This window comes from Micromonospora sp. CA-248212, assembly GCF_050948405.1.
Classification (GTDB): domain Bacteria; phylum Actinomycetota; class Actinomycetes; order Mycobacteriales; family Micromonosporaceae; genus Micromonospora.
In genome coordinates, this window is sequence record NZ_CP192023.1 from 1,405,092 (window position 1) to 1,429,976 (window position 24,885).

22 protein-coding genes, 3 tRNA genes and 1 pseudogene are annotated in these 24,885 nt (G+C 73.2%); 16 read left to right on the forward strand and 10 right to left on the reverse strand.

The genetic code is table 11. The features are described from left to right. The first annotated feature begins 15 nt into the window (after positions 1 to 15). The gene (locus ACQP03_RS06610) at positions 16 to 609 is read left to right on the forward strand and encodes a TetR family transcriptional regulator (RefSeq protein WP_363661325.1); all 594 of its coding nucleotides are present in this window, start codon (positions 16 to 18) and stop codon (positions 607 to 609) included. A gap of 8 nt (positions 610 to 617) precedes the next feature. On the opposite strand, the gene ACQP03_RS06615 is transcribed toward ACQP03_RS06610, so the two are convergent. Further along, entirely contained in the window at positions 618 to 1,481 is an 864-nt protein-coding gene (locus ACQP03_RS06615) for a 3-methyladenine DNA glycosylase (protein ID WP_357173239.1), read from the reverse strand. Positions 1,482 to 1,515: 34 nt separating this feature from the next. Further along, on the reverse strand, positions 1,516 to 2,997 hold the full coding sequence (locus tag ACQP03_RS06620; RefSeq protein WP_433460565.1) for a hypothetical protein: 1,482 nt from the start codon (positions 2,995 to 2,997) through the stop codon (positions 1,516 to 1,518). Between the two features lie 174 nt (positions 2,998 to 3,171). On the opposite strand from ACQP03_RS06620, the gene ACQP03_RS06625 reads away from it, so the two are divergent. The 4 genes from ACQP03_RS06625 to ACQP03_RS06640 all read left to right on the forward strand — a co-directional run bounded on the left by ACQP03_RS06625 (position 3,172) and on the right by ACQP03_RS06640 (position 4,713). Then, positions 3,172 to 3,975 carry a fumarylacetoacetate hydrolase family protein gene (locus ACQP03_RS06625; RefSeq protein WP_357131201.1) on the forward strand — a complete coding sequence of 268 codons (804 nt, stop codon included), beginning with the start codon at positions 3,172 to 3,174 and terminating at the stop codon, positions 3,973 to 3,975. 108 nt (positions 3,976 to 4,083) lie between these two features. Next, positions 4,084 to 4,155, forward strand: a tRNA-Gln gene (locus ACQP03_RS06630). Positions 4,156 to 4,290: 135 nt separating this feature from the next. Continuing rightward, positions 4,291 to 4,363: transfer RNA gene (locus tag ACQP03_RS06635), tRNA-Glu, on the forward strand. A 277-nt stretch (positions 4,364 to 4,640) separates the two neighbouring features. Then, positions 4,641 to 4,713 (forward strand) — tRNA-Glu (locus tag ACQP03_RS06640). Between the two features lie 494 nt (positions 4,714 to 5,207). Here ACQP03_RS06640 and ACQP03_RS06645 read toward each other — a convergent pair. Then, positions 5,208 to 5,894 (reverse strand): IclR family transcriptional regulator, encoded by a 687-nt coding sequence (locus tag ACQP03_RS06645; RefSeq protein WP_091671614.1) that lies wholly within the window; start codon positions 5,892 to 5,894, stop codon positions 5,208 to 5,210. Between the two features lie 49 nt (positions 5,895 to 5,943). Between ACQP03_RS06645 and leuC the strand changes: the two genes are divergently transcribed. From leuC to ACQP03_RS06665, 4 genes are all read left to right on the forward strand, one after another. Beyond that, positions 5,944 to 7,389, forward strand: a complete 1,446-nt coding sequence (leuC, locus tag ACQP03_RS06650) for a 3-isopropylmalate dehydratase large subunit (protein ID WP_357131196.1) — start codon at positions 5,944 to 5,946, stop codon at positions 7,387 to 7,389. A 14-nt stretch (positions 7,390 to 7,403) separates the two neighbouring features. Next, entirely contained in the window at positions 7,404 to 7,991 is a 588-nt protein-coding gene (gene leuD / locus ACQP03_RS06655; RefSeq protein WP_357392976.1) for a 3-isopropylmalate dehydratase small subunit, read from the forward strand. Between the two features lie 171 nt (positions 7,992 to 8,162). Beyond that, entirely contained in the window at positions 8,163 to 8,834 is a 672-nt protein-coding gene (locus ACQP03_RS06660) for an HU family DNA-binding protein (RefSeq protein ID WP_357131190.1), read from the forward strand. Between the two features lie 145 nt (positions 8,835 to 8,979). Continuing rightward, a complete protein-coding gene (locus ACQP03_RS06665) occupies positions 8,980 to 11,076 on the forward strand; it encodes an endonuclease/exonuclease/phosphatase family protein (protein WP_433460569.1) in 2,097 nt (698 codons plus the stop codon). A 168-nt stretch (positions 11,077 to 11,244) separates the two neighbouring features. On the opposite strand, the gene ACQP03_RS06670 is transcribed toward ACQP03_RS06665, so the two are convergent. The 5 genes and pseudogenes from ACQP03_RS06670 to cofC all read right to left on the reverse strand — a co-directional run bounded on the left by ACQP03_RS06670 (position 11,245) and on the right by cofC (position 16,950). Further along, the gene (locus ACQP03_RS06670) at positions 11,245 to 12,123 is read right to left on the reverse strand and encodes an NUDIX hydrolase (protein WP_433460571.1); all 879 of its coding nucleotides are present in this window, start codon (positions 12,121 to 12,123) and stop codon (positions 11,245 to 11,247) included. Next, complete coding sequence (locus tag ACQP03_RS06675; protein ID WP_396833108.1) at positions 12,111 to 13,631, reverse strand: CHAD domain-containing protein; 1,521 nt, start codon at positions 13,629 to 13,631, stop codon at positions 12,111 to 12,113. The genes ACQP03_RS06670 and ACQP03_RS06675 overlap by 13 nt, the downstream gene beginning before the upstream one ends. A gap of 24 nt (positions 13,632 to 13,655) precedes the next feature. Next, positions 13,656 to 16,001, reverse strand: coding sequence for an RNA degradosome polyphosphate kinase (locus ACQP03_RS06680; RefSeq protein ID WP_357131178.1), 2,346 nt, complete (start codon positions 15,999 to 16,001; stop codon positions 13,656 to 13,658). Positions 16,002 to 16,055: 54 nt separating this feature from the next. Next, positions 16,056 to 16,253, reverse strand: a complete 198-nt coding sequence (locus ACQP03_RS06685; protein ID WP_007456426.1) for a cold-shock protein — start codon at positions 16,251 to 16,253, stop codon at positions 16,056 to 16,058. Between the two features lie 23 nt (positions 16,254 to 16,276). Beyond that, positions 16,277 to 16,950, reverse strand: a pseudogene (gene cofC, locus ACQP03_RS06690) (2-phospho-L-lactate guanylyltransferase). A gap of 128 nt (positions 16,951 to 17,078) precedes the next feature. On the opposite strand from cofC, the gene ACQP03_RS06695 reads away from it, so the two are divergent. The 5 genes from ACQP03_RS06695 to ACQP03_RS06715 all read left to right on the forward strand — a co-directional run bounded on the left by ACQP03_RS06695 (position 17,079) and on the right by ACQP03_RS06715 (position 21,992). Continuing rightward, positions 17,079 to 17,813 carry a lysophospholipid acyltransferase family protein gene (locus ACQP03_RS06695; RefSeq protein ID WP_357131171.1) on the forward strand — a complete coding sequence of 245 codons (735 nt, stop codon included), beginning with the start codon at positions 17,079 to 17,081 and terminating at the stop codon, positions 17,811 to 17,813. Continuing rightward, positions 17,810 to 18,817 carry an NAD(P)H-dependent glycerol-3-phosphate dehydrogenase gene (locus ACQP03_RS06700; protein WP_357131168.1) on the forward strand — a complete coding sequence of 336 codons (1,008 nt, stop codon included), beginning with the start codon at positions 17,810 to 17,812 and terminating at the stop codon, positions 18,815 to 18,817. Before ACQP03_RS06695 ends, ACQP03_RS06700 begins: the two co-directional genes overlap by 4 nt. A gap of 7 nt (positions 18,818 to 18,824) precedes the next feature. Continuing rightward, entirely contained in the window at positions 18,825 to 19,943 is a 1,119-nt protein-coding gene (locus tag ACQP03_RS06705; RefSeq protein WP_433460575.1) for a cystathionine gamma-lyase, read from the forward strand. Then, complete coding sequence (locus ACQP03_RS06710) at positions 19,944 to 20,729, forward strand: putative protein N(5)-glutamine methyltransferase (RefSeq protein WP_433460577.1); 786 nt, start codon at positions 19,944 to 19,946, stop codon at positions 20,727 to 20,729. Positions 20,730 to 20,942: 213 nt separating this feature from the next. Continuing rightward, positions 20,943 to 21,992: an ROK family protein gene (locus tag ACQP03_RS06715; protein WP_357392988.1), complete on the forward strand. Its 1,050-nt coding sequence runs from the start codon at positions 20,943 to 20,945 to the stop codon at positions 21,990 to 21,992. 72 nt (positions 21,993 to 22,064) lie between these two features. On the opposite strand, the gene ACQP03_RS06720 is transcribed toward ACQP03_RS06715, so the two are convergent. Together ACQP03_RS06720 and ACQP03_RS06725 are read right to left on the reverse strand one after the other, a co-directional pair. After that, the gene (locus ACQP03_RS06720) at positions 22,065 to 22,265 is read right to left on the reverse strand and encodes a DUF397 domain-containing protein (RefSeq protein ID WP_357131155.1); all 201 of its coding nucleotides are present in this window, start codon (positions 22,263 to 22,265) and stop codon (positions 22,065 to 22,067) included. Between the two features lie 7 nt (positions 22,266 to 22,272). Further along, positions 22,273 to 23,118: a helix-turn-helix domain-containing protein gene (locus ACQP03_RS06725; protein ID WP_357392990.1), complete on the reverse strand. Its 846-nt coding sequence runs from the start codon at positions 23,116 to 23,118 to the stop codon at positions 22,273 to 22,275. Between the two features lie 274 nt (positions 23,119 to 23,392). Between ACQP03_RS06725 and ACQP03_RS06730 the strand changes: the two genes are divergently transcribed. Together ACQP03_RS06730 and ACQP03_RS06735 are read left to right on the forward strand one after the other, a co-directional pair. Continuing rightward, entirely contained in the window at positions 23,393 to 23,611 is a 219-nt protein-coding gene (locus ACQP03_RS06730) for a hypothetical protein (protein ID WP_088946586.1), read from the forward strand. Between the two features lie 171 nt (positions 23,612 to 23,782). After that, positions 23,783 to 24,883 (forward strand): D-alanine--D-alanine ligase family protein, encoded by a 1,101-nt coding sequence (locus tag ACQP03_RS06735; protein ID WP_357131149.1) that lies wholly within the window; start codon positions 23,783 to 23,785, stop codon positions 24,881 to 24,883. Positions 24,884 to 24,885: the final 2 nt, after the last annotated feature.

The following is a 24,885-nucleotide window of genomic DNA, read 5'->3' on the forward strand; positions in this document are numbered from 1 at the left end:
AGGGAGGCTGGGACGATGAGCGACGCCACCGCCCTGACGGCCGACCGCATCCTCGACACCGCCGAGGAGGTGCTGCGCCGGTACGGCCCGGCGAAGGCCACCGTGCTCGACGTGGCCCGCGCGCTGGGCGTCAGCCACGGCAGCGTCTACCGGCACTTCGCCAGCAAGGCCGCGCTGCGCGAGGCGGTCGCCGAACGCTGGCTGGCCCGGGTGTCGACCCCCCTGATCGACGTCGCCAGCGCAACCGATCCGGCCTCTGAACGGCTGCGCCGGTGGCTGGCCGAACTGAGCGGCACCAAGCGGCGGATGGCCCGCGAGGACCCGGAGCTGTTCGACAACTTCCACCAGCTCGCCACGCTCTCCGAGGGAGCGGTCGCCAACCACCTGGAGGTCCTCGCCGGTCAGCTCAGTCTGATCGTCGCCGACGGGGTGGCTGCCGGCGAGTTCACCGTGCCCGACCCGGCGGTCGCCGGCCGTGCGCTGCTCCAGGCCACCGCACGCTTCCACCACCCGTCGCACCGGACGGAGTGGGACGAGCCGGGCCTCGACGACGACCTGAACGCGGTGGTCGCGCTGCTCCTCAACGGACTGCGGGCCCGCCCGCGCTGACAAGGCGGCTAGGGGACCGCCGCGAGCAGCCGGTCGCGGAGCACCGCCGCGCGGTCGGCGAACCCGCGCTGCGCCGTCGCGTACTCGGCCCGACCTTCCGGCGTCTCCACCCGCACCGGCGGATGACCGAGCGCCGCCAGGTCGTACGGGCTGGCCCGCATATCCAGCGTGCGGATCTCGCGGGCCAACTCGAAACAGTCCGCCACCAGCTCGGACGGGACCAGCGGCGACAGCTTGTACGCCCACTTGTAGAGGTCCATGTTGGCGTGCAGGCAGCCCGGCTGCTCGTTCGCGTGCTGCGTCTCGCGCGTCGGGTTGAGCAGGTTCAACGGCCGGGCGGGCGGGGTGAAGAACCGGTACGCGTCGAAGTGGCTGCACCGCACGCCGCGCTCCTCGACGACCTCGGCGGTCCGCTCCGGGGCCAGCCGCAGCGGCCAGGCGTTGTGACGCAGCTCCTCGCGGGTCTGCCGGTACACCATCGCCCACTCGTGCATCCCGAAGCAGCCGAAGTGCGGCGTCCGGCCCGCCGTGGCGGCCAGCAGCGAACGGATCCACGCGATCGAATCGCCGCGTCTGAGGCGTACCCCCTCGGTGTCGAGGGTGACCCCGGCGGACGTGGCACGGTAGTCCCGGCCGAACTCGGCCGGGTCGGCGTCGCGTAGCTCGACGCCCGCGCCGGGATGCCAGCGGCGGAGCTGGGCCGGCCGGTGCGAGTAGTAGGTGAAGAGGAAGTCCTCCACCGGATGCCGCTCGCCCCGATGACGCCGCGCCAGGTGCGGCGTCAGCCAGGCGTCCGCCCGCTCCTCGTGGGCCCGGCGACGGGCCTGCCAGGTCGCCACGTCGAGCACGGCGGGGGCGAGGGCGGCGGTCACGGAACCCAGGGTACGACCGCCGCCCGCGCGCCGGTCAGGGCATCTGCACCCGGACGCCCGCCGAGAACACCCCGCTGCGCAGCTCCAGCTGCCGGGGCGGGTCCCGCCCGTCGACGGTGAAGACCAGCGGAAGCACCACCCGACTGCCGGCGGCCACCGGGTTGGCGAAGACGTCCCGCCCCAGGTTGGCCGCCCGGGTGGCCGACTCGTCCGTGCTCACCCAGCGGTTGCCGGGCAGGTAGGCGCGTTGCAACTGGCCGTGCCAGGGCTGCTGGGACCCGGTGAGGTTGCGCACACCCACGGTGGCCTGACAGCTCCGCGCGCCCGGCGGTGGCGCGCTGGCCCCCGGGGCGGTGGCCGCGCTACCCGCCGCGCCGCACGTCATCCGGTAGACGGTGAACTCGAACGCGGACTCCCGCAGCGGCACGCCCATCGGGCCGGAGACCCCGCTACCCCGCCACGCGCCACTGGTCGGCTGCTTCTGGGTGTCGATCGACGAGACCTGCCGGGTCGCCGTCCAACCGGCCGTGCCGATCACCCCGGCCAGGACCACCGCCGCGGCGCCGACCAGCAGCCAGACCGGCGGCGTACGCCGGCGTCGGCTCGGGCTCGGCGTCGCCGGGCGGGGATAGATCGTTCCGTGCCCACCGTCCGCCAGGGCGGCCGCGGTTATCCGTCGTCCGCGGCGGCCCCGCCGTCGACGCCATACCCACGCCACGGCGGCGCTGATCAGCAACAGGATCCCCAACCCGGCCAGCAGCACCGGGTACCGCCGCCACGGCGGCGCCTCGGTGGCCTCCGCCGCCGGGGCTGCGGCCGCCGCCTGCCAGGTGGCGGTGGCGCAGTCGTACGGCCGGCTGCCGTCACTGGTGAACGCGCACGCCGGTGCGGTCAGCGGCTGGCCCGGCGCGGTCGCGGTCAGGGCCGTGCCCAGCGTCGTGCTGCTGTGGGCCGGCAACCGCAACCGCCACGTCACCTCGGCCGTCGACCCGCCGGACCGGCTGGACCGGCCGCCCGCGCTGATCGCGGTCGCCGACGATCCGGACGGCAGTTCCTGCCGCACTGTGGTGTCGACCGGCGAGTTGCCCACGTTGCGGACGTGGATCCGGTAACGCGGCGCCGGACTGCTCTCGGGCGCTACCGCCACCGTGACCGGAGGCGGGGGCGCCGGCGCGACGGCCCGCGTGGGCGTCGCCACCGCCGGTGGCGCCGAGGGCGGCGTGGGCTCCGCGCTGGTCGCCCGCGCGGCCACCGGCACCGGCGGCCCGATCGCCGTCGGACCGGTCGTGGGCGTCGGCGCGGCCGGTTGTGGTGTGCCGCTCGCCGGTCGTGGCGCGGCCGGTTGTGGCGTGCCGGCCGCCGGTCGTGGCGCGGCTGGCGGTGGCGTCACGGCCGCCGGTCGTGGCGCGGCCGCCGCCTCCGGGGCCGCCGCGGGCAGGGCCGGCACGGCGGCGAGGATGCCGAGGCAGTGTACGAACACCGCGAGGGCTCTGTGGTGTCGTGTCGATGCAGGCATACGAACGAACCTCCGGAGCCGACGCTAGGGCTCCCCGGCCTCCGTGCGGGTACGAAGTGCGGAATCCCGCCTCGGCCGTCCCGACCTGCGCTAAAGTGCCCCAACACTGACGGGTTGCGCACACCCGCCGGGCGTTGTGGCCGGTGGACGCGTCGGCGGGGCTAGATTGGCCGGGTGCGTATCGCTCGTTTCGCTCATGCCAAGGGAATGTCGTTCGGAGCCGTCGAGGGCGAGCCGGAGGCCGGGCCGCAGGGCCTGACCATCGCCGAGATCGAGGGTCACCCGTTCGGCCAACTCTCCTTCAGTGGGGCCCGCTGGGCCCTCTCCGACGTCCGGCTGCTCTCGCCGATCCTGCCCAGCAAGGTGGTCTGCGTGGGCCGCAACTACGCCGACCACGCCGCCGAACTCGGCAACGACGTGCCCAAGGAACCGTTGCTCTTCCTCAAGCCGTCCACCTCGGTGATCGGGCCGCGCGACGCGATCCGGCTGCCGATCTTCTCCAAGCAGGTCGAGCACGAGGCGGAGTTGGCCGTCGTGATCGGCGCTCCGGGCGCCCGCCGGGCCGACCGTGCCGCCGCCGAACGCGCCATCTTCGGCTACACCTGCGCCAACGACGTGACCGCCCGGGACCTTCAGCGCTCCGACGGGCAGTGGACCCGGGCCAAGGGCTTCGACTCGTTCTGCCCGATCGGGCCGTGGATCACCACCGGGCTGGACGTCTCCGACCTGGAGATCCGGTGTGAGGTCGGTCGCAACCCCGACGAGATGGAGGTACGCCAGCTCGGCCGGACGAAGGACATGGTCTTCGACGTGCCCGGCCTGGTGTCGTACATCTCGCACGTGATGACGCTGCTGCCCGGCGACGTGGTGCTCACCGGCACCCCGGCGGGGGTTAGTCCGCTCGTCGAGGGGGATACGGTCTCCGTGCGGATCGAGGGCATCGGCGAGCTCAGCAACCCGGTGGTCCCCGTCGCCTGATCGGTCTGATGCCCCTGTTTCCGCAGCTCAAGGGTGTTTCGGGGGGATCGGATTTGGCCTGCCGGCACCGGGAGGGTAATGTTCACTCCCGGCGCCGCAAGGGGCCGATGGGGTATGGGGTAATTGGCAGCCCGACTGATTCTGGTTCAGTTAGTCTAGGTTCGAGTCCTGGTACCCCAGCGCAGCTGGGATTCGCGAGAATCCCGGACGCTGGATTCTGACGGAGATCGACTCCGTCCCTACGGGGGCGGAGAGTGGTCTCCGGTGGAGTGCAGCTCCTCCGCCCGATGAGGGTGGGGGAGCGAAAGTTGTTCTGGCCCCGTCGTCTAGCGGCCCAGGACGCCGCCCTCTCAAGGCGGTAGCGCCGGTTCGAATCCGGTCGGGGCTACATCGTGCACAGCCCGTCTCACTGCGGTGAGGCGGGCTGTTTCGTGTCCGCCGCCTGCCCGCCGGTCGCGGCCTGCCGGTCGCGGCCTGGCTTGATCGACTCGGCTTGCATGAAATCGTGGTGTCCTGAGCCGGCTGACAGCCCGACTTCACGAAACCCGAGTCGATCTGGGCCGCCGGACGTGCGGCCGTTGCCCGTACCCGGTTCTCGTCCTCGAGGGCGGTGCCGCTAGACTACAAGCCGTACCGCCCGCGAGGGCGGTGAACAGGAAAGTTCTGGCCCCGTCGTCTAGCGGCCCAGGACGCCGCCCTCTCAAGGCGGTAGCGCCGGTTCGAATCCGGTCGGGGCTACAACCAAAGGCTCATCTCGCTCCGCGAGGTGAGCCTTCTCCATGTCCCCCCGCCCCACCCGCATCCACCCCACCCACCCCACCCGGCCCACCCGGTCCGTCCCGTTGATCAAGAGGTTTGCGTCATCGGGATCGGCGTGTCGTGACGCAAACCTCTTGATCACCCGGGAGTGGGCGGGCGGGTCGGCGGGCGGGGTTGGCTGGACTCGGTCTGGGGGTCTCACACCCGCCCCCGGCTGCGCTCCGGCCCGGCTCCGTCCCGTCCCGTCCCGTCCCGGCTCCGTCCCGTCCCGTCCCGGCTCCGGCCCGGCCCGTTGATCATGAAGTTATTGCCACGCGCGGCGGCGTGTCGGGACAACAACTTCATGATGAACGGGCGACGGGCGACGGGCGACGGGCGACGGGCGACGGGCGACGGGCGACGGGCGACGGGCGACGGGCGACGGGCGACGGGCGACGGGCGACGGGGGCGCGGGCGCGGGTGCGGGGGTTGGGTTAGAGGCCGGAGAGGCGTTGGCCGGCTCGCACCACGGCCATGGCGTGGCGTTCGCCGGGGCGGCGGCCGAGGCGTTCGATCGGGCCGGAGATGCTGATCGAGGCGATCACGCGGCCGGTGCGGTCGCGGATCGGTGCGGAGACGCTCGCCACACCGGCCTCCCGCTCGGCGACGCTCTGTGCCCAGCCGCGGCGGCGTACCTCGGCCAGGGTGCGGCCGGTGAACTTGCTGCGTGGCAGCAGCGGCATCACCGCCTCCGGCGGCTCCCAGGCGAGCAGGATCTGCGCCGCCGAACCGGCCGTCATGGGCAGCACCGAGCCCACCGGGACGGTGTCCCGCAGGCCGCTGGCGCGCTCCGCGGCGGCCACGCAGATGCGCTCATCGGCGCGGCGCAGGTAGAGCTGGGCGCTCTCACCGGTGGCGTCGCGCAGCGCGGCGAGCAGGGGCTCGGCGGCGGTCAGCAGGACGTCCGGTGCGGCGTTGGCCAGCTCGCCGAGCCGAGGCCCGGGGCGCCAACGGCCCTGGGTGTCCCGGACCAGCATCCGGTGGATCTCCAGGGCCTGCGCCAGCCGGTGTGCGGTGGCTCGGGGCAGCTTGGTGCGTTCAACGAGTTCGGCAAGGCTGGCGCCGTCGACACAGGCGGCCAGGATGACCACCGCCTTGTCGAGAACGCCGACACCGCTCATACTGTGTCCCACAAGCCGAAACTTACCTCCCAGAATTTAGGATGTCCAGATGGTGGGAGTCACTCCTGAGCCGAGGACCCTGGCCGAGAAGGTCTGGGACGCGCACGTCGTACGGTCCGCCGCTGGTGAGCCGGACCTGCTCTTCATCGACCTGCACCTGCTGCACGAGGTGACCAGCCCGCAGGCGTTCGACGGGCTCCGGCTCGCCGGGCGTCGGGTGCGTCGTACCGACCTGACCCTCGCGACCGAGGACCACAACACCCCGACCGGGTACGCCGATCCGGCGTTCCGCCTCCGCCGTGGTGACCTGCTCACCATCGCGGACCCGACGTCGCGTACGCAGATCGAGACGCTGCGCCGCAACTGCGCCGAGTTCGGGGTGCGCCTGCATCCGCTCGGCGACGACAACCAGGGCATCGTGCACGTCATCGGCCCGCAGCTCGGGCTCACCCAGCCGGGTCTGACGATCGTCTGCGGCGACTCGCACACCGCCACCCACGGCGCGTTCGGGGCGCTCGCCTTCGGCATCGGCACCAGCGAGGTGGAGCACGTGCTGGCCACCCAGACGCTGCCGCAGAGCCGGCCGAAGACGATGGCCGTGAACGTCACCGGCCAGCTCGCGCCGGGCGTCACCGCCAAGGACCTGGTGCTCGCGCTGATCACCCAGGTCGGCACCGGCGGTGGCCGTGGGCACATCGTGGAGTACCGCGGCGAGGCGATCCGCAACCTCTCCATGGAGGGGCGGATGACCATCGCCAACATGTCCATCGAGTGGGGCGCCAAGGCCGGCATGATCGCGCCGGACGAGACGACCTTCGCGTACCTCAAGGGTCGGCCGAACGCGCCCCAGGGCGCCGACTGGGACGCGGCGCTCGCCTGGTGGCGGACGCTGCCCACCGACGAGGGCGCGCGCTTCGACGCCGAGGTGACGCTGGACGCCAGCCGGATCACGCCGTTCGTCACCTGGGGCACCAACCCCGGCCAGGGCGCACCGTTGAGCGCGCCGGTGCCCGACCCGGAGGAGTTCACCACCGACGCGGAGCGCGCCGCCGCACGCCGGGCCCTGGAGTACATGGATCTGCGCCCCGGCACCCCGCTGCGGGAACTGCCCATCGACGTGGTCTTCGTGGGCTCCTGCACCAACGGCCGTCTGGAGGACCTGCGGGCCGCCGCCGACGTGCTGCGCGGGCACCGGGTCGCCGACGGGGTACGGATGCTCGTGGTGCCCGGCTCCGCCTCCGTACGCGAGGCTGCCGAGGCCGAGGGGCTGGACAAGGTCTTCGCCGACGCGGGCGCCGAATGGCGGTTCGCCGGCTGTTCCATGTGCCTGGGCATGAACCCGGACACGCTCAAGCCGGGCGAGCGCTCCGCCTCCACCTCCAACCGCAACTTCGAGGGCCGGCAGGGCCGGGGCGGACGTACCCATCTGGTGTCCCCGCCGGTCGCCGCCGCCACCGCCGTGGTCGGCCGGCTGGCCGCCCCCGCCGACCTGTAGAAGGGACCGACGAGATGGACAAGTTCACCACCCACACCGGTACGGCCGTGCCACTGCGGCGGTCCAACGTGGACACGGATCAGATCATCCCGGCCGTGTACCTCAAGAGGGTGACCCGTACCGGCTTCGCCGACGGGCTGTTCAACGCCTGGCGGGAAGACCCGGCATTCGTGCTCAACGATGAAACCTATTCTGGGGCGTCGATCCTCGTCGCCGGACCGGAGTTCGGCACCGGATCCTCGCGTGAGCACGCGGTCTGGGCGCTGCGGGACTGGGGCTTCCGGGCGGTCGTGTCGCCGCGCTTCGGTGACATCTTCCGCGGCAACGCACTCAAGGAGGGCCTGCTGCCGGTCGAGTTGGAATTGAAAGCCGTCGAGGAGTTGTGGGATCTCGTCGAGGCCGATCCGACCACGCCGGTGACCGTCGACCTGACCGCCCGACAGCTCCGGGCCGGGGACGCGACCTGGTCGTTCCCGCTGGACGACTTCAGCCGCTGGCGGCTGATCGAGGGCCTGGACGACATTGGACTCACCCTCCGACACGCCGCCGACATCGACTCCTACGAGGCCAGCCGACCGCCGTTCCTGCCCTCCGTGGCATAGCCGTAGGCGCACCCCACATCGGATTTCGCCCTCACCGGTCCAACCGGTGGGGGCGAATCCGTTACGACACAAGGGCTTTTTTCCGCCGAATGTTTGTGTCCAGGCACTACAGGGCATACGGTGCGCGCAGAATGGCTCGCGTCGAGTCAGTTGCACAATCGGGAGGAAGTCGTGAACAAGGCCGAGCTCATCGAGGCGCTCGCCGTTCGCCTGGGGGACCGGAAAACGGCGACGGCCGCGCTCGACGCGGTCCTCACTGAGGTCCAGGCGGCGGTCACCAAGGGCGAGAAGGTGGCGATCACCGGATTCGGAGCATTCGAAAAGCGTGTCCGTGGCGCACGAACAGCGCGCAACCCGCGTACCGGCGAGGCGGTGAAGGTCAAGAAGACGTCCGTCCCGACCTTCCGTCCCGGCGCCGGGTTCAAGGAGATGGTGGCCAGCGGCAAGGTGCCGAAGGCCACGGTGGCGGCGAAGAAGACGGCGACCACCACGGCGAAGGCGGCCGGCGCCAAGGCGACGGGCACCAAGGCCACCGCCACCAAGGCCACCGCCACGAAGGCCACCGCCACGAAGGCCGCCAGCAAGAAGACGGCCCCGGCCAAGGCGAGCAAGACCACCACGGCCACGAAGGCGGCCAGCAAGAAGACCGCCCCGGCCAAGGCGAGCAAGACCACCGCGACCAAGACGGTCGCCAGCAAGAAGACCGCCCCGGCGAAGAAGAGCGCCGCGGCGACCAAGTCCGCCACGGCGAAGAAGACCACTGCGGCGGCGAGCAAGAGCACGGCGGCCAAGAAGGCTCCGGCGAAGAAGGCTCCGGCCAAGAAGGCGGCCAGCAAGCGCTGACCGACCGAGCTGCGAGGGGCGTCCACCGCGTGGTGGACGCCCCTCGTGCGTGTCGGAACCGTTGACCCGACCCGGCGGTACGCGCAGAATCGCCGTGCCGGCTCCCCCCTTTCGAGCCGGTCCGTCGACGGGAAGTGGGGCGCCGGTGCGCTACCGCCAGCTCACCACCTCATCGCTCGCGCTGGGCGTCATCCTGCTCATCGACGTGCTGCGCGTCTGGTTACCCGGCATCATCACCATCTTCGGGCAGGCCGCTTCCACTCCGGCCGAGCTGATGGGCGCGTTCGCGCTCGGCTGGTTCGTCCTGGCGTTGGCCGCGCCGGCACTGGTCCGTCGGCTCGGTACCCGCCCGGTGACCGTCGCCGCGGCCGTCGTGCTGGCCGTGGCCCGGCTCGCGCTCACCGCGACCCCTGGTGGCCGCCCGCAGCTCTGGTTGGCCACCGTGGGCCTGATGGCCGGGCTGGTGTGGCTGGTCGGCGTCGCCGCCGGCACCGACCGCCCGGTGCCGGGGCTGGCGCTCGGGCTGGCGGTCAACGCCGTTGGTCACGCGCTGCTGGACACCTACGACCTCGTCTGGCGCGGCGGCTGGGCGGCCTGGCTGCTCAGCGTCGTCGCGGTGGCGCTGTTCCTGCTCGACGCCGCCCTGCCCGCCGCGCCGCCCGGCCCCGGCGGGGCCCGAGCGTGGCTGCTGTTCGGGCCGACGCTGCTGCTGTCCGGCATGGTGGCCCTCGCGCCGGCTCTGGCACAGGCCGGGATGTCGTACCTGCAAGCGGATGGGGCCGTCGCCCGTTCGCCGCTGTTCGGCCTGGCGCCGGTGCCGGTCGCGGTCGCCGGTTTCCTGCTGGCCGCGCTGGCCGGCTCGACCCGGCCGTGGACCCGCCCGCTGGGTCCGGTGGCCCTGCTGGCGGGCGCGGTGCTGTTCGCTCTCGACCGTGGCGATCTGCTGGTCGCGGCCATGCTGCTCAGCGCCGTCGGCCTCGGCGCCTGCCTGGCCCTCACCGACAGCGCGGGCCGGATCGACAGCGCGGGCCGGATCGACAGCGCGGGCCGGATCGACAGCGCGGGCCGGATCGACAGCGCGGGCCGGATCGACAGCGCGGGCCGGATCGACAGCGCGGGCCGGGCCGACAGCGCGGGCCGGGCCGACAGCGCGGGCCGGGCCGACAGCGCGGGCCGGGCCGACAGCGCGGGCCGGGCCGACAACGCCGGCCCCGACCGGGTACGGGCGGACGAGGCGGGCGATGGACCGCGGGCGGCGGCCCGCCGGGGGTACGCGCTGGCCGCCGGCATGCTCGTCTTCGTGGTCGGTTCGATCGGCTACTACTCCGCCTACGACCTCGGCTACCCCAACGCCGCCGTGCCGGTGGTGGTGGCCGCGGTGGTCGCCGTGGTGGCGGTGACGGCCCGTCCCCTCCGCCGCCGGCTCCCCGGACCGTTGTCGCCCCTGCCGACCACGGCCGTGGTGACCGTGCTGGCCCTGCTCGCGCCGCTGGTCAACGAGGAGCTTCCGGTTGCCAGCAACCGGGAGGGCCCGCCGGAGCGGTTGCGGGTGGTGGCGTACAACATCCGGATGGGCTTCGGCCTGGACGGCCGGTTCGACCTGGCCGGACTGGCCACCGCGATCGACCGGCAGCGACCGGACGTCGTGCTGCTCAGCGAGGTGGACCGGGGCTGGCTGCTCAACGGCGGCCACGACACGCTGGACCTGCTGTCCGATCGGCTCGGCATGCCGTACGTCTTCGGGCCGGCCGCCGACCCGGTGTGGGGTGACGCGGTGCTCAGCCGCTGGCCGGTGACCGCGCCGGAGTCCCTGCCGTTGTCGGCCGTCGGGGCGCCGACCGGCGCGCAGGCGCTCGCCGTGACCCTCGACCTCGGCGACGAGGTGCGTACCGCCGTGGTGAGCACCCACCTCCAGCCGCCGCCCGGCCGGGGACCGGTGGTCCAGGCCCGTGCGGTCGCCGACTTCGCCATCCGGTACGCGGCGGGCCGCCCGCTCGTCGTGGCCGGCGACCTGAACACCGAGCCGGGTGACGAGGCGTTCGGCCAGTTCACGGGGGCGGGTCTGGTGGACGCGTTGGCGGCCGCCCGGCCGCTGGCGACCAGCCCCGCCGACGACCCCCGGCAGCAGATCGACCATGTCTTCGTCTCACCCGGTTTGACGGCGGCGGACCCGGTCGCGCCGCGTGGCGAGGCCAGCGACCACCTGCCGGTGGCGGTGACCGTCACGCTGCCGCCGCGCTGAGCCGGTGCGCCGGGCCGACGATGCCGTCCTGACCCGCTGCGTCGGGCCGGCGAAGCCGCGCTGAGCCGGTGCGTCGGGCCGGCGAAGCCGCGCTGAGCCGGTGCGTCGGGCCGGCGATGCCGCGGTGGCCGGTGTGTCGGTTGACCGGTACGGATCAGCGCCCAGGCGTCAGAGGCGATCGGTGGCGAGCAGTCGATCGCCGACGAAGGCGAGCAGCCAACCGCCGCCCTTCGGGGTGGTGAAGTCCTCCTCGGCGCGGCCGGTCAGCCGCTTCAACGCGCCGGGTAGCACCTTGCCCTGGCTGCACACCGTCACCTGCCCGCCGGCGCAGGCCAACTCCAGCACCCGCGCGGCGGTCGCCAGCACCCGCTCGTCCTGCTGCTGGCCGGGATGCGGCTCGTCCAGGTCGCCGCAGACCTCGATGGGCAGGTCGAGCAGCGCGGCGGCCGGGTCCAGGGTCTGCACGCAGCGGCGTGCCGACGCCGACAGCAGCCGGGCCGGCCGGACCACGGCGATCAGCGGCGCCAGCGCGTACGCCTGGGCCCACCCCTCGTCGTCGAGCGGCCGGGCGGTGTCCGGGCCGGTCCACGTGGCCCGCTTGCCCGCGTGCCCGTGCCGGACCAGCGCGATCGTCGCGGTCACCGACGGCAGCTCCGCGAACGCGGCCAGCACCTCGGCGTCGTGCGGGTAGCTGACCAGCCGGATCGCGTCGTCGACGGTCAACCACCGGATGTCGTCGACCTCGGTGCCCGGCTGGAAACCCCCCTCGGCGACGGCGAGCATCGACCAGTAGTCGACCAGTTTGGCCTGTCCTTCGCTGCGGTAGCGCACCGACGGCAGTCGCACCTGCGGTACGCCCCGCACGTCGGCCTCCTCGGCCACCTCGCGGACCGCCGCGACGAGCGGGTGTTCGCCCGGTTCCAGCTTGCCCTTGGGCAGCGTCCAGTCCCCGTAGCGCGGGCGGTGCACCACGCAGACCCGTACGCCGTCGTCGGTCGGTCGCCAGCAGACCCCGCCGGCGGCCCGGATGCCCGTCACGGCAGCCATCTGGTCCGCCGTCGCCGGGTCGCCCGGTGCCACGCGTCGGGGAACCGGGCCCGCATCCGACGGACCGTGTCGCGTTCCCGCTCGGCCAGCCGCCCGGCGGTGACCGCGATCTCGTGGTCGCCGGGACGCTGGGCGGCGAGGGCGAGCCAGGTCTCGGCGGCCACCGCGGCGTCCTGGTGCTCACCGAGCACGTCCTGAACGCGAGCCAGCGCGCGGGCCAGCCGCCGTGCGTCCCGGCCGACCGCCGGGAGGACGGCGGTGACCGCGTACCGGGCCTGTTTGCCCTGCTTGCGGACGGCGTGCCAGCGGTCGTCGGGCGCGAGCGGGTCGAGCCCGTCGACGCCGTCCGGGCCGGTGAGCTGCCGCCATGGTCGGGCCACCAGCTTCGGTAGCGTCCGGGCCGCCGGGGTGGCCGCCCGCCGGGTGAGCCGGGGCGCGCGGGCGGCCAGCACGAGGGCGTCCAACAGGGCCAGGTAGCGCGGGGAGCGCAGCGCCTCGTCGATGGCGGCGAGCGCCTGCCGCTGCCGCTGCGCGAGCGCGTCGTCGAGCCGGTCCACCGCGTCCGCGTCGAGTGGGCTGAGCGGGTCGGCGGTCGCGGTGCGCCGCAGCCGCTCGCGCAGCACCTCGGCGTCGCGCGCCCCGCCGAGCACCCCGGCCAGCCAGCGCAGCTCGTCGCGCAGGGGACGGGCCCAGCTCCGACGTACGAGTGGACGGAAGGTCCGCAGGTCGCTGCGCAGCCGTCGGCAGGCCACCCGCATCTGGTGTACGGCGCTGTCGCCGTCGCCGGTGGAGGTGTGCAGCCGGACGAGGGGATCGTGCGCCAGCAGCCGGCGTACCTCCTTGCGGACCGCCTCGGTGACCACCTCCCCGGCGCTCGGGTCGTCGGTCAGCTCGCCCGGTGCGACCAGGTCCGGTTCGGCCTGTGCCGCCGCCCCCAGCGCCCGTACGTGCTTCGGGGTGAACGAGCCGGCCCGCGCCCCGGCGTCGCGCAGCACCGCGCCGATGCGGCCCAGCAGGTCGCGGTCGCCGGCCTTGCGCTCGACCTCCACCTCGCGGAACTCACCCGTGGTGGCGCCGGCGTCGTCGAGGACACTCACCCGGTCGTCCACCACCTCGGCGAGCACCGTGCCGTCCCCGGCGCGCACCTCGTGGGCGTGCCGGACGGTACGCACCACCGTGACCGGTGCCAGGGGCGTACCCCGGTGCAGGGCGGTGACCAGCTCGACCAGCTCCGGCGGCGGCTGACCGGCCGGGCCGGGACGGGAGATCTCGTGCCGGACGCCGGGCGTGCCGGTGGGCAGCTTCACCGTCCACGGCGGCTCGTCCCCGTCACGGTGGCGAAGGGACGCCCCGGCGCGGGCCAGCCGCAGGTCGACCGTGTCGAGGTAGCGGGCGACGAGCGTCACCGGCGGCAGCGCCCGGACCCGGCCGCCGACCGGTGCGATGGCGGACAGGTCGGGTATCACGAAGGTGTCGTCCACCTCGTACTTCTGCTCCTCCTCGACCATCAGCTCAGCCTAGGCGGTGATCGCTCAGCCGGCCGTGCCACCGACGCGGCGCAGCAACAGTTCCTGGAGATGGACGCGGGACGTCTCGTCGCCGCCGGCGCGCCGGGTCCAGGTGCCGTCGCCGGCCAGCTCGAACGCGTCGACGTCCGGGCTCATCGCGGCGGTCAGCACGTGGTCCAACTCGGCTCGGGCGATCGGGTCGCTCACCTGCACCAGCGCCTCCACCCGCCGGTCCAGGTTGCGGTGCATCAGGTCCGCCGAGCCCATCCAGAACTCGGCCTCGCCGTTGTTGCCGAAGCGGAAGATGCGGGAGTGCTCCAGGAACCGGCCCAGGATCGAGCGGACCCGGATGTTCTCCGACAGCCCCGGCACCCCCGGACGCAGCGTGCACATACCCCGGATGAGCAGGTCGACGTGGACGCCGGCCTGGGAGGCCCGGTACAGCGCGTCGGTCACGCCCTCGTCGACCAGTGAGTTGACCTTGAACTGGACCAGGCCGGGCATGCCGAGGCGGACGTGCGCGATCTCCCGCTCGATCCGTTCGATCAGTCCGCTGCGGATGCCCTGGGGGGCGACCAGCAGCCGCCGGTACGCGGTCTGCCGGCTGTAGCCGGTCAGCACGTTGAACAGGTCGGTGAGGTCCGCCCCGATCTCCGGATCGGCGGTGAGCATGCCGAAGTCCTCGTACAGCCGCGCGGTCTTCGGGTGGTAGTTGCCGGTGCCGATGTGGCAGTACCGGCGGATCTGGTTGCCCTCCTGCCGGACCACCAACGCGGTCTTGCAGTGCGTCTTGAGCCCCACCAGCCCGTACACCACGTGACAGCCGGCGCGTTCCAGGGTCCGGGCCCAGCCGATGTTGGCCACCTCGTCGAAGCGGGCCTTCACCTCGACCAGCACCACCACCTGCTTGCCGGCGGCGGCCGCGTCCACGAGCGCGTCCACGATCGGCGAGTCACCGCTGGTCCGGTAGAGCGTCTGCTTGATGGCGAGCACGTTCGGGTCGGCGGCGGCCTGCTCGATGAATCGCTGCACGCTCGTCGCGAACGAGTGGTAGGGATGGTGCACCAGGATGTCCCCGTCGCGCAGGGTGGAGAAGACGCTGCGCGGCACCTCGCCCTCGGTGAGCCGGGGGTGCGTGGCCGGTACGAACGGCGGGTCCTTCAGGTCCGGGCGATCGGCCTCGCCGTACACCTGCCAGAGCGCGGACAGGTCCAGCAGGCCGGGCACCCGAAGTACGTCCTGGTCGTCCATGTCCAACTCGCGGACGAGCAGTTCCAGCATGTGGTCGGAGATGGACGCGGCGACCTCCAGCCGCACCGGCGGACCGAACCGGCGGCGGGCCAACTCCCGTTCCAGCGCCTGGAGCAGGTCCTCGTCGCGGTCCTCGTCGACCTCCACCTCGGCGTTACGGGTCACCCGGAACAGGTGACACTCGACCACCTGCATGCCGCTGAAGAGCTGACCCAGGTGCACCGAGATGAGGTCCTCGACCGGCAGCATCCGTACGCCCGGCTGGTCCCGGTCGACGCGTACGAACCGCGGGACGTTGTTGGGCACCTTCACCCGCGCGAACAGCTCGGAGCCGCCGTCCGGGTCGCGGACGGCCACCGCCAGGTTCAGCGACCGTCCCGAGATGTACGGGAACGGGTGCGCCGGGTCCACCGCGAGCGGGGTCAGCACCGGAAAGATGTGCTCCCGGAAGTAGGTGCGCAGCCGCTCCCGTTCGCCGTCGCCCAGATCGCCCCAGCGCAGGATGCGGATGCCCTCGTCGGCCAGCTTGGGCAGCACGTCGTCGACGAAGCAGGCCGCGTGCCGGGCGCCCAGCTCGGCGGTCCGTTCGGCGATCAGTTCGAGCTGCGTGCGCAGCGGGAGGCGGTCGCCGCCACGTACCGGCAGGCCAGCGGAGAGCCGCCGCTTCAGACCGGCGATCCGCACCATGTAGAACTCGTCCAGGTTGCTCGCGAAGATCGCCAGGAACTTGGCCCGCTCCAGCAGGGGAGTGCGCTGGTCCTCGGCGAGGGCGAGCACCCGCGCGTTGAAGTCGAGCCAGGACAGCTCGCGGTTGAGGAAGCGGTCCTCCGGCAGCGGGGGAGGGGTCGGTGCCTGCTCGTCGTCCCCGGCGGATGGCGACCCCGGCTGGACCCCACCGGCCGCCGGGCCGTCCGTCTCGGTGGTCGTGACGGCGGGGTCGAGGACCTCATCCAGCCCGGAGGAGGCGCCCCCCGGGTCGTCGGCGAGCGTGTCGGCGCGGGCGGCGCCGGCCCGTTCGGCTCGGGACGGGCGGAAACGGCCGTCGGTGCCGCGGATGCGGGCGCCGTTGCGGGGGTCGGTGGCGGGCGGGGTGACCGGGTGCTCGCGAGGGGTGCTCACCCGCTCATAATCACCCGATTCGAGTTAACGCAAAATGAACTTGGCCCTGCCAGCTCAGTTCATCGTCGGCAATGTCACCCGGACGACCTCGCCGTCGGGATCGGTGTCGATGCGGACCCGCTGGCCGAGCCGGAGCAGCCGCAGGCCGGAGGCGTCGAACGCCCGGGCGGGAAAGCGCAGCTCGGTGCCGTCGTCGAGCAGCAGGACGCCGCTGCGCGTCGCCGCGTCGTAGCTGGCCACCGTGCCCTGCATGCTGGCACCGTACACCGGCGGGGTCACCCCGGTGCTGCGCGGCCGGCACCCTCAGGCGTGGCGCGCGCCGGGCGGACCGTGGCGAGCAGCGCGGCCGTGCGCGGCCCCAGACCCAGGCGGGCGGCCTCGGCCAGGTCGTCCGCGGTGTCCACGTCACGTCGCAGACTCGGCCAGTCGCCGGTCAGCGGCACCGCTCCGCTCGCCTCGTGCGCCGCCGCCGAGTCGATCCCGAACCGCGGATCGAGGTCGACGCCCGGCGGGGCGGTGAGCAGCACGGTCCCCGTACCGGGCGCGTCCGCGACGAACCGGCGTACCCCTCGGGCCCGCGCCGCGCCGCGAGCAACGCGGCGGCCAGGTCCTGCGGGCGCAGCGCCGGCAGGTCGGCGGTGAGTCCGGTCACCCACCGCGCCTCGGTCTGTGCCGCGCCGTGCCGGAACGCCGCGTTCAGGCCGGCGTCCGGCAGGTCGGCGAGGGTGCGCGCGCCGAGGGCCCGCGCCGCCCGCGCCACCCGGTGGTCGTCGGTCACCACCAGGGCCTCGGCGACCGCCGGGCAGGCCAGCACCGCGCGCAGGGTGTCGGCCGCCAGCGCCAGCGCCAGCTCCTCATGGGGTACGCCGGGCAGCGCGCCCCGCAGCCGGCTCTTGGCTTCGGTCAGACGCTTCACCGGCACCACGACGGCCCACCTCGGCTGACTCACGTCCGCAATCCTGCCAGCCGGACGACGGGACCCTCGCTGGCCGTACCGGGGGCGAGCAGGCATGATTTCCGCTGCGGGTGTCGCGGGTGGGGCGCGCGCGTGTGGTCGGGGCGCGACGAGGAGGCACAGTGGCACGGCGGAGGCTGGGGTTCTGGCAACGGTTCGCCGTGGGGCTGGTCAAGCCGGTGATGACCGTCTGGACCCGGCGGACCTGGCGCGGCCAGGAACACCTCGCCGGTGACGGCGGTGTGATCATCGTGCCGAACCACATCTCGCACGCCGACCCGTTGGTCTCCGCGCACTTCGTCTACGACTCCGGCCGGTGGCCGCAGTTCCTGGGCAAGGCCAGCGTGTTCCGGGTGCCGGTGGTCGGCTGGATCCTGCACCGCTGCCGGCAGATTCCGGTCGAGCGGGGCAGCGTCGAGGCGGTCCGCTCGCTGGACGCGCTGGTCGCCGCGCTCGACGAGGGCGGTGCGGTCGTGATCTACCCGGAGGGCACCACCACCCGGCAGCCGGAGCTGTGGCCGATGAAGGCCAAGACCGGTGCCGCCCGGCTGGCGCTGGCCACCGGCGCGCCCGTGGTGCCGGTGGTGATGTGGGGGCCGGAGCGGATCTTCGACCCGCGTACCAGCCGGCTCAACCCGCGCCCCCGGATCCCGGTGACCGTGGTCGCCGGCGCCCCGGTCGACCTCAGCCGCTGGGCGGACGCGCCGCCGACCCGGGAAACCCTCGAAGAGATGACGGACGCCATCATGCTGCGGCTGCGGGACATGCTCGCCGAGATCCGGGGCGGGACCCCGCCACCCCTGTGGGAACGGCCGGTCCGACGGTCCGTCGAGCGGCCTGAGGGCGAAGCGGCATGAGCGGCCACGTCGCGGTGCTCGGTGCCGGCTCCTGGGGCACCGCCTTCGCCAAGATCCTGGCCGACGCGGGCCGGGACGTGACGGTGTGGGCCCGCCGGGCCCCCGTTGCCGAGAGCATCCGTACCGAGCGTCGCAACCCCGAGTACCTGCCGGACCTGCTGCTGCCGGCCCGGGTCACCGCCACCACCGACGCCGCCGAGGCGATCACCGGCGCCGAGGTGGTGGTGCTCTCCGTGCCGTCGCAGACCCTGCGCGGCAACCTCGCCGAGTGGGCCCGGCACCTGCACCCGGACTCGACGCTCGTGTCGCTGATGAAGGGCATCGAACTCGGCACCACCAGGCGGATGAGTGAGGTCATCGTGGAGACCGCCGGGGTGGCCGCGGACCGGGTGGTGGTCGTCTCCGGCCCGAATCTGGCCCCGGAGATCGCCGCCGAGCAGCCGGCCGCGACGGTGGTGGCCGGCACGAACGCCGACCGGGCCACGCTCGTGCAGTCGTCGATCCGGACGCCGTACCTGCGCCCGTACACCAACGACGACGTGATCGGCTGCGAGCTGGGCGGCGCGGTCAAGAACGTGATCGCGCTGTCCTACGGCATCGCCACGGCGATGGGCTTCGGCGACAACACCCGGGCCATGCTGATGACCCGGGGGCTGGCCGAGACGGCCCGCTTGGGCGTGGCGCTCGGCGCGGACCCGATCACCTTCGCCGGCCTGGCGGGCATGGGCGACCTCGTCGCCTCCTGCTCGTCGCCGCTGGCCCGGAACCGCACCTTCGGCGAGCACCTGGGTCGGGGCGAGACCCTGGAACAGGCCCAGGCGGCCACGCGACAGACCGCCGAGGGCGTCAAGAGCTGCCTCGCGATCCGCGACCTGGCGCGGGCGCACGGCGTCGAGATGCCGATCACCGAGCACGTCGAACGGATCTGCCATGAGGGGATGGACCCGCGTCTCGCCGTCCAGGCGCTGATGAGCCGCACCGCCAAGCCCGAGTCGTACGAGTGAGGACCTGATGAGCGAGTGGGGAGACGGTACCCGCTGTGTCCGCGCCGGCCTGCCGGAGCCGGCACCGGGTGACCCGTTCCTGCCGGGGCCGGTGTTCGCCGCGCCGTACCACCTCGACCCGCGGCAGGGGCCGGACGCGTCGCCGAACGGCTACGGCCGCCCGGACAACCCGACCCGGCGGCTGCTGGAAGCCGCCGTAGGCGAGTTGGAGGGCGGGGACTGCCGCGTCTTCGCCAGCGGTCAGGCCGCCATCACCGGCGCGCTGTTCACCCTGCTGCGCCCGGGGGACGCCGTGGTGCTGCCCTCCGACGGGTACTTCCCGGTGCGGGCGTTCGCCACCGCCGTGCTGGAGACGATCGGCGTACGGGTGCTCTTCGTGCCGACCGTCGGCCCGTACCCGTCGTTCGAGGGCGTCCGGCTGGTGTTGGTGGAGACACCCGCCAACCCGGGCCTGGACGTGGTCGACGTGGCCGCCCTGGCGGAGCGGGCGCACGCCGCCGGCGCCCTGCTCGCGGTCGACAACACCACGGCCACCCCGCTCGGGCAGCGTCCACTGGACCTCGGCGCCGACCTGGTGGTGGCGTCCGGCACGAAGGCGCTCACCGGCCACTCCGACCTGCTGCTCGGCTATCTGGCCAGCCGGTCCGCCGAGGTGGTGGAGGCGGTGACGCTCTGGCGTACCAGCACCGGTTCGGTGCCGGGCGCGTTCGACGCCTGGCTGGCCCACCGGTCGCTGGCGACCCTCGACCTGCGGCTGGCCCGGCAGAGCGCGAACGCCGCCGCCGTCGCCGACCTGCTGGCGGCCCGTCCGGACGTGACCGGGCTGCGCTGGCCGGGGCTGCCGGACGACCCCGCGTACGCGGTGGCCTCGACGCAGATGCGCCGGATGCCCGGGGTGCTGTCGTTCGACCTGGGCGACGCCGATCGGGTCGCCCGCTTCGTCGAGGCCGCCCGGCTGGTGGCGGCCGCCACCTCCTTCGGCGGATTGCACACCACCGCCGACCGACGGGCCCAGTGGGGCGACGACACCGCGCCCGGTTTCGTCAGGCTCTCCTGCGGCGCCGAGGACACGGCCGATCTGGTGGCCGACATCGCCGCCGCGCTGGACGCCAGCGCGGGGGCCTGAGTGAAGTCACCGCCGATCGACCGGTCGGCCCTGGTGGGTCGGCTGCGCGCCGCCGGCTGTGTGTACGCCGAGGACGAGGCCGAGCTGCTGCTCGCCGCCACCGACGATCCGGTGGCACTGGCCGAGCTGACCGACCGCCGGGTGGCCGGTGAGCCGCTGGAGTACGTGCTCGGCTGGGCGGAGTTCTGCGGCCTCCGGATCGGCGTCGACCCGGGCGTCTTCGTGCCGCGCGGCCGGACGGCCCTGCTGGTCGAGGTGGCGGTCGAGCTGACCGGTCCCGCCCCGGCCGTGGTCGACCTCTGCTGCGGCTCCGGGGCTGCCGCCGTCGCGCTGGCGCACCGGCTCGCGCCGCGCTGGCTGGCCGCCGCCGACATCGACCCGGTGGCGGTGGCGTGCGCCCGGCGCAACCTCGCCGGGCTGGCCGCCGAGGTGTACGAGGGTGACCTGTTCGCCCCGCTGCCCCAGCGCTGGCGGGGGCGACTCGATCTGGTGGTCGCCAACGCGCCGTACGTGCCGACCGACGCGGTGGCCCTGATGCCGCCGGAGGCACGGCTGCACGAGGCCCCGGTGGCGCTCGACGGCGGGCCGGACGGGCTGGCCGTGCTGCGCCGGGTGGGCGTCGAGGCGGCGACCTGGCTGGCCCCGGGCGGTCACCTGGTGGTCGAGGCCGGCGAGACGCAGGTGGACGCGCTGTGCGCGGCCCTCTACGCAGCCGGCCTGACCCCCGCCGTCCACCACGACGAAGACCGTGACGCGACAGCGATAACAGCCCGCCGCCCCCGCTGACCCCACTGACCCCGCTCGCCCGCTCCCCCGCTCGCTCGCCCGCTTCCCGCGATCTTGCACTTTCGGTGGTCGAGATGTGGCTATACGTGCCCTTTGTCGCCACAGAAAGTGCAAGATCGCGGGGATCCGGGGTCGGGAGGGGGAGTGACGTGGCGGGGGAGCGGGGTTGGCACTAGCCTCGGCTCACACTCATGAGGGCGGGAGGCGGTTGCGGTGGGCAGCGCAGGGGTGCCGGTGGTCGTCGGCCTGGACAACGGCGGCACCAGCAACAACGCCACCGTGCTGACGGTGGACGGCCGCTTCCTGGTCGACGGCCTGCTGGAGATCCCCAGCGAGGTGCAGGCCGGCCCGGAGGCGGCGATCGAGGCGCTGGCGCGGGCGCTGGACGGGGCGCTGGCGCAGACCGGTGTTCCGCGCGAGCTGGTCCGGGCGGTCGGGCTCGACACCCCCGGACCCGCGAGCGCGACCGGCGTCATCTCGTCGCGCGGCTCGACCAACTTCTCGCAGCCGGCCTGGCGTGGCTTCGACGTCCGGGGCGCGTTGGAGCGTCGGCTGGGCCTGCCGGTGATCTACCACAACGACGGCAACGCGGCCGCGCTCTACGCCCACCACGTGTACTTCGGTGACGAGGCGATGACCCGGTCGTCGGTCTCGGCGATCGTCGGCACGGGCCTCGGCGGCGGGGTGGTCGAGAGCGGCCGGGTGATCGCCGGCGCAGCCGGCATGGCCGGCGAGTTGGGTCACGTGCACATCCCGCTGGGCGGCCTGCTCGGCGCGGAGCAGTCGGAGCCGACCTGCGCCTGCGGCTTCACCGGCGATGTCGAGAGCATCGCGTCGCTGACCGGCATCGAGCGCAACCTGCTGCCGTACTGGCTGGCCCGGTATCCCGACCACCCCCTCGCGGCCGAGCCGGTGGCACGGGCGGCGAAGCTCGTGCGGGGCTACGGCGAGCGGGGTGACGCGCTGGCCCGGGACCTCTTCACCCAGCAGGCGATGGCGCTGGGCCGCCTGTTCACCCTGGCGGCCAACTTCACCGACCCGCACGCGTACTTCGTCGGTGGCGGTGTGGTGGAGGCCGCGCCGGCATTCCGGGACTGGTTCCTGGCGACGGTCCGCGAGCACACCGTGCTCCGCGCGGAGCAGGCCGCCGTCGCCACCTTCGCGCTCGTGCCGGACCGCGACATGGCCGGCGCCCGTGGCGTGGCGATCGCCGCCCTGGAGGCCGTACGTGCCGCGCCGGAGCCCCGCCCGCTGGTCGCCTGACCCCACCCGGCCGCGCCCCGCGTTCCGGGCTGTGTCCAGCCCGGTCGGCGGGGCGCGGGTCCTACTGAGTGGTCAGCGGCGCGGTGGGGCCTGGGCGAAAGTGGCCCAGGCCGCCGGGGGGAACAGCAGGGCCGGGCCGGCCGGGTCCTTGGAGTCGCGGACGGCCACCAGTCGGGGGATCGCGGCCACCTCCACGCAGGCTCCCTCGTCGCCGCTACGGCTGCTCTTGCGCCACGCCGCCGTGGCCAACGCCGCTGAGATCGTCGGTGTCATCGGTCTCCTACCGTCCCTTCAGGACTGACAGGAGCATCGCCCGGCTGTCCGCCGGACTGAGCGCCACGCTGCGCAGATGCTCCATGATCTTGGTGCAGGTACGCGTCTCGCCCGCCCGGTCGAGGATCATCTGACCGGCGACGGTCTCCACCGACGCGATGATCGGGTCCTCCGGATCGGCGAACTCCAGGATGTGCAGCGAGCCACGGGTGCCCCGGTGGTAGCCGGCGGAGAGGGGAATCACCTGGACGGTGATGTTCGGCAGCTCGGCCATCTTGACGAGGTGCCGCAGCTGGCCCTCCATCACCGACTCGTCGCCGACGGGGCGCAGCAGCGCGCCCTCGTCGATGATCGCGTCGAGGATGGGTGGGGTGTCGGCGGTGAGCCGCTGCTGGCGGTCGAGCCGGATCTTGACCCGTTGCTCGACCAGCTCGTCGCTCAGGGTGTGCGGGCCGCCGCGCATCACTCCGCGGATGTAGTCGGCGGTCTGCAGCAGGCCGGGCACCACCGACGGCTCGAAGTTGGAGATCGCGGTGGCCTCCGCCTCCAGGGCGATGAAGTCGATGGTGCGCGGGTCGAGCAGGTACGAGTACGACACCCACCAGCCCGGTTTGCGGGCGTCCTTGGCGAGTTGCACCGCGGCGGCCACCTCCTCGGACGTCACCCCGTACGAGGTGAGCAGGGCGCGCACGGTGGCCGGGCTGATCAGCGTCTGGGCGTTCTCGTAGCGCGAGAGGGTGCTGCGGGTGCTGTTGATCTCGTCTGCGGCGGACTCCAGCGTCAGCCCGGCGGCTTCCCGGAACTGGCGTAGGGCGATGCCGAGTCGGCGGGCACGGGCGGTCTTGGGGGACATGCATCGATGGTCGCACACATTTATGGGAACGGGTACATGAGAGATGGCCGATGAGAGTTGCATTCATGGCTGTAGACGTGTCAATCTGTTATCGCGTCCTCACCGCCGGTTGTCGTGGCGACGGTGGTGGTGAGCGACCGGAGGGGATAGGGCGCGCGGCGATCGGGTTTCTCCCCCGTACCCGATCGCCGCGTGCCGCCCGTGCCCGACCGCCGGAAGGGGACGACGTGCGTACCGGTCCGAAGTCTCCGCCCCCGCGCCCCGGGGTTCGGGGATGACCCGCTTCCTGGTCGTGCTCACCGACGTGCGTCCCGTCGAGGGCATCGACCGCAACGAGCGGGTCGCCCCCGAGCGTCGCCGCCAGGTCGTGGGCGCGAGCAGCAGGGAGGCCGCCGACCGGATCGCCGGCGCCTTCATGGCGCTGGGCATGGTCCGGGCCGGCCGGCAGCGGGTCAAGGTGATCGCGGTCGGTCGCCGGCACTCCCGGGACTGATCGACCCCACCATTCCGTCACACACCGTATATGCTCTGTTGACCGAATGCCGTGTCGCGTCGTGGCTCGCCGGGTATCGCCGCGCCTGATCGCCACGCACAGTAAGGTCAACCGGGTGAGCGCCACCGGCGAGCACGACCAGCCGCAGCCGCGTACGAAGAGGTGACCGGAGTGACCACCCCAGGCAAGACCCGCGTGGCGATCGTCTTCGGCGGCCGCAGCCCGGAGCACGGCATCTCCTGCGTCAGCGCCGGCAGCGTGTTCGGCGCCCTCGACCCCGACGAGTACGAGGTGGTGCCGGTCGGCATCACCCGCGCCGGCCAGTGGGTGCTGACCAGTGGCGATCCCGCCCAACTCGCCATCGACGCCCGCCAGCTCCCGGAGATCACCGCTGAGTCCGGCGCGGACATCGTGCTACGGGCCGATCCCACCGGCAACGGGCTGATGGTGCTCGACCCGACCGAAGGGCCCCGGGCGCTGGCCGACGTGGACGTGGTCTTCCCCGTGCTGCACGGCACGTACGGCGAGGACGGCACCATCCAGGGCATGCTCGAGATGGCCGGCATCCCCTACGTGGGGGCGAACGTCTTCGCCTCCGCCGCCGCGATGGACAAGGAGTTCACCAAGAAGCTCTGCGCCATCGAGGGCATCCCGGTCGGCGCGTACGCGGTGCTGCGCAACGGGATGACGCTGAGCGAGCAGGACAAGAAGCGGCTCGGCCTGCCGGTCTTCGTGAAGCCGTCGCGCGCGGGCTCCTCGTTCGGCATCACACGGGTGACCGACTGGGCGCAGCTCGACGAGGCGGTCGCCACCGCCCGGCAGTTCGACCCCAAGGTCATTATCGAGGCCGCGATCGTCGGCCGCGAGATCGAGTGCGGTGTGCTGGAGGGCGAGGCCGGTGGCACCCCCGAGGCGTCCGTGTTGGCCGAGGTGCGTGTCGTCGCCGACCACGACTTCTACGACTTCGAGGCCAAGTACCTCGACGACTCCTGCGAGTACGACATCCCGGCCGGCCTGCCCGACAAGGTGACCCGCCAGGTGCAGGAGTACGCGGTCCGCGCGTTCACCGCGCTGGACTGCGCCGGCCTGGCTCGGGCCGACTTCTTCGTCACCCCGGACCTGGACGTCTACCTCAACGAGATCAACACGATGCCCGGGTTCACCCCGACGTCGATGTTCCCCCGGATGTGGGCGGCCTCCGGCCTGGAGTACCCCAAGCTGGTCAGCCGGCTGATCCGTACCGCCCAGCGGCGCGGCGTCGGCCTGCACTGAGC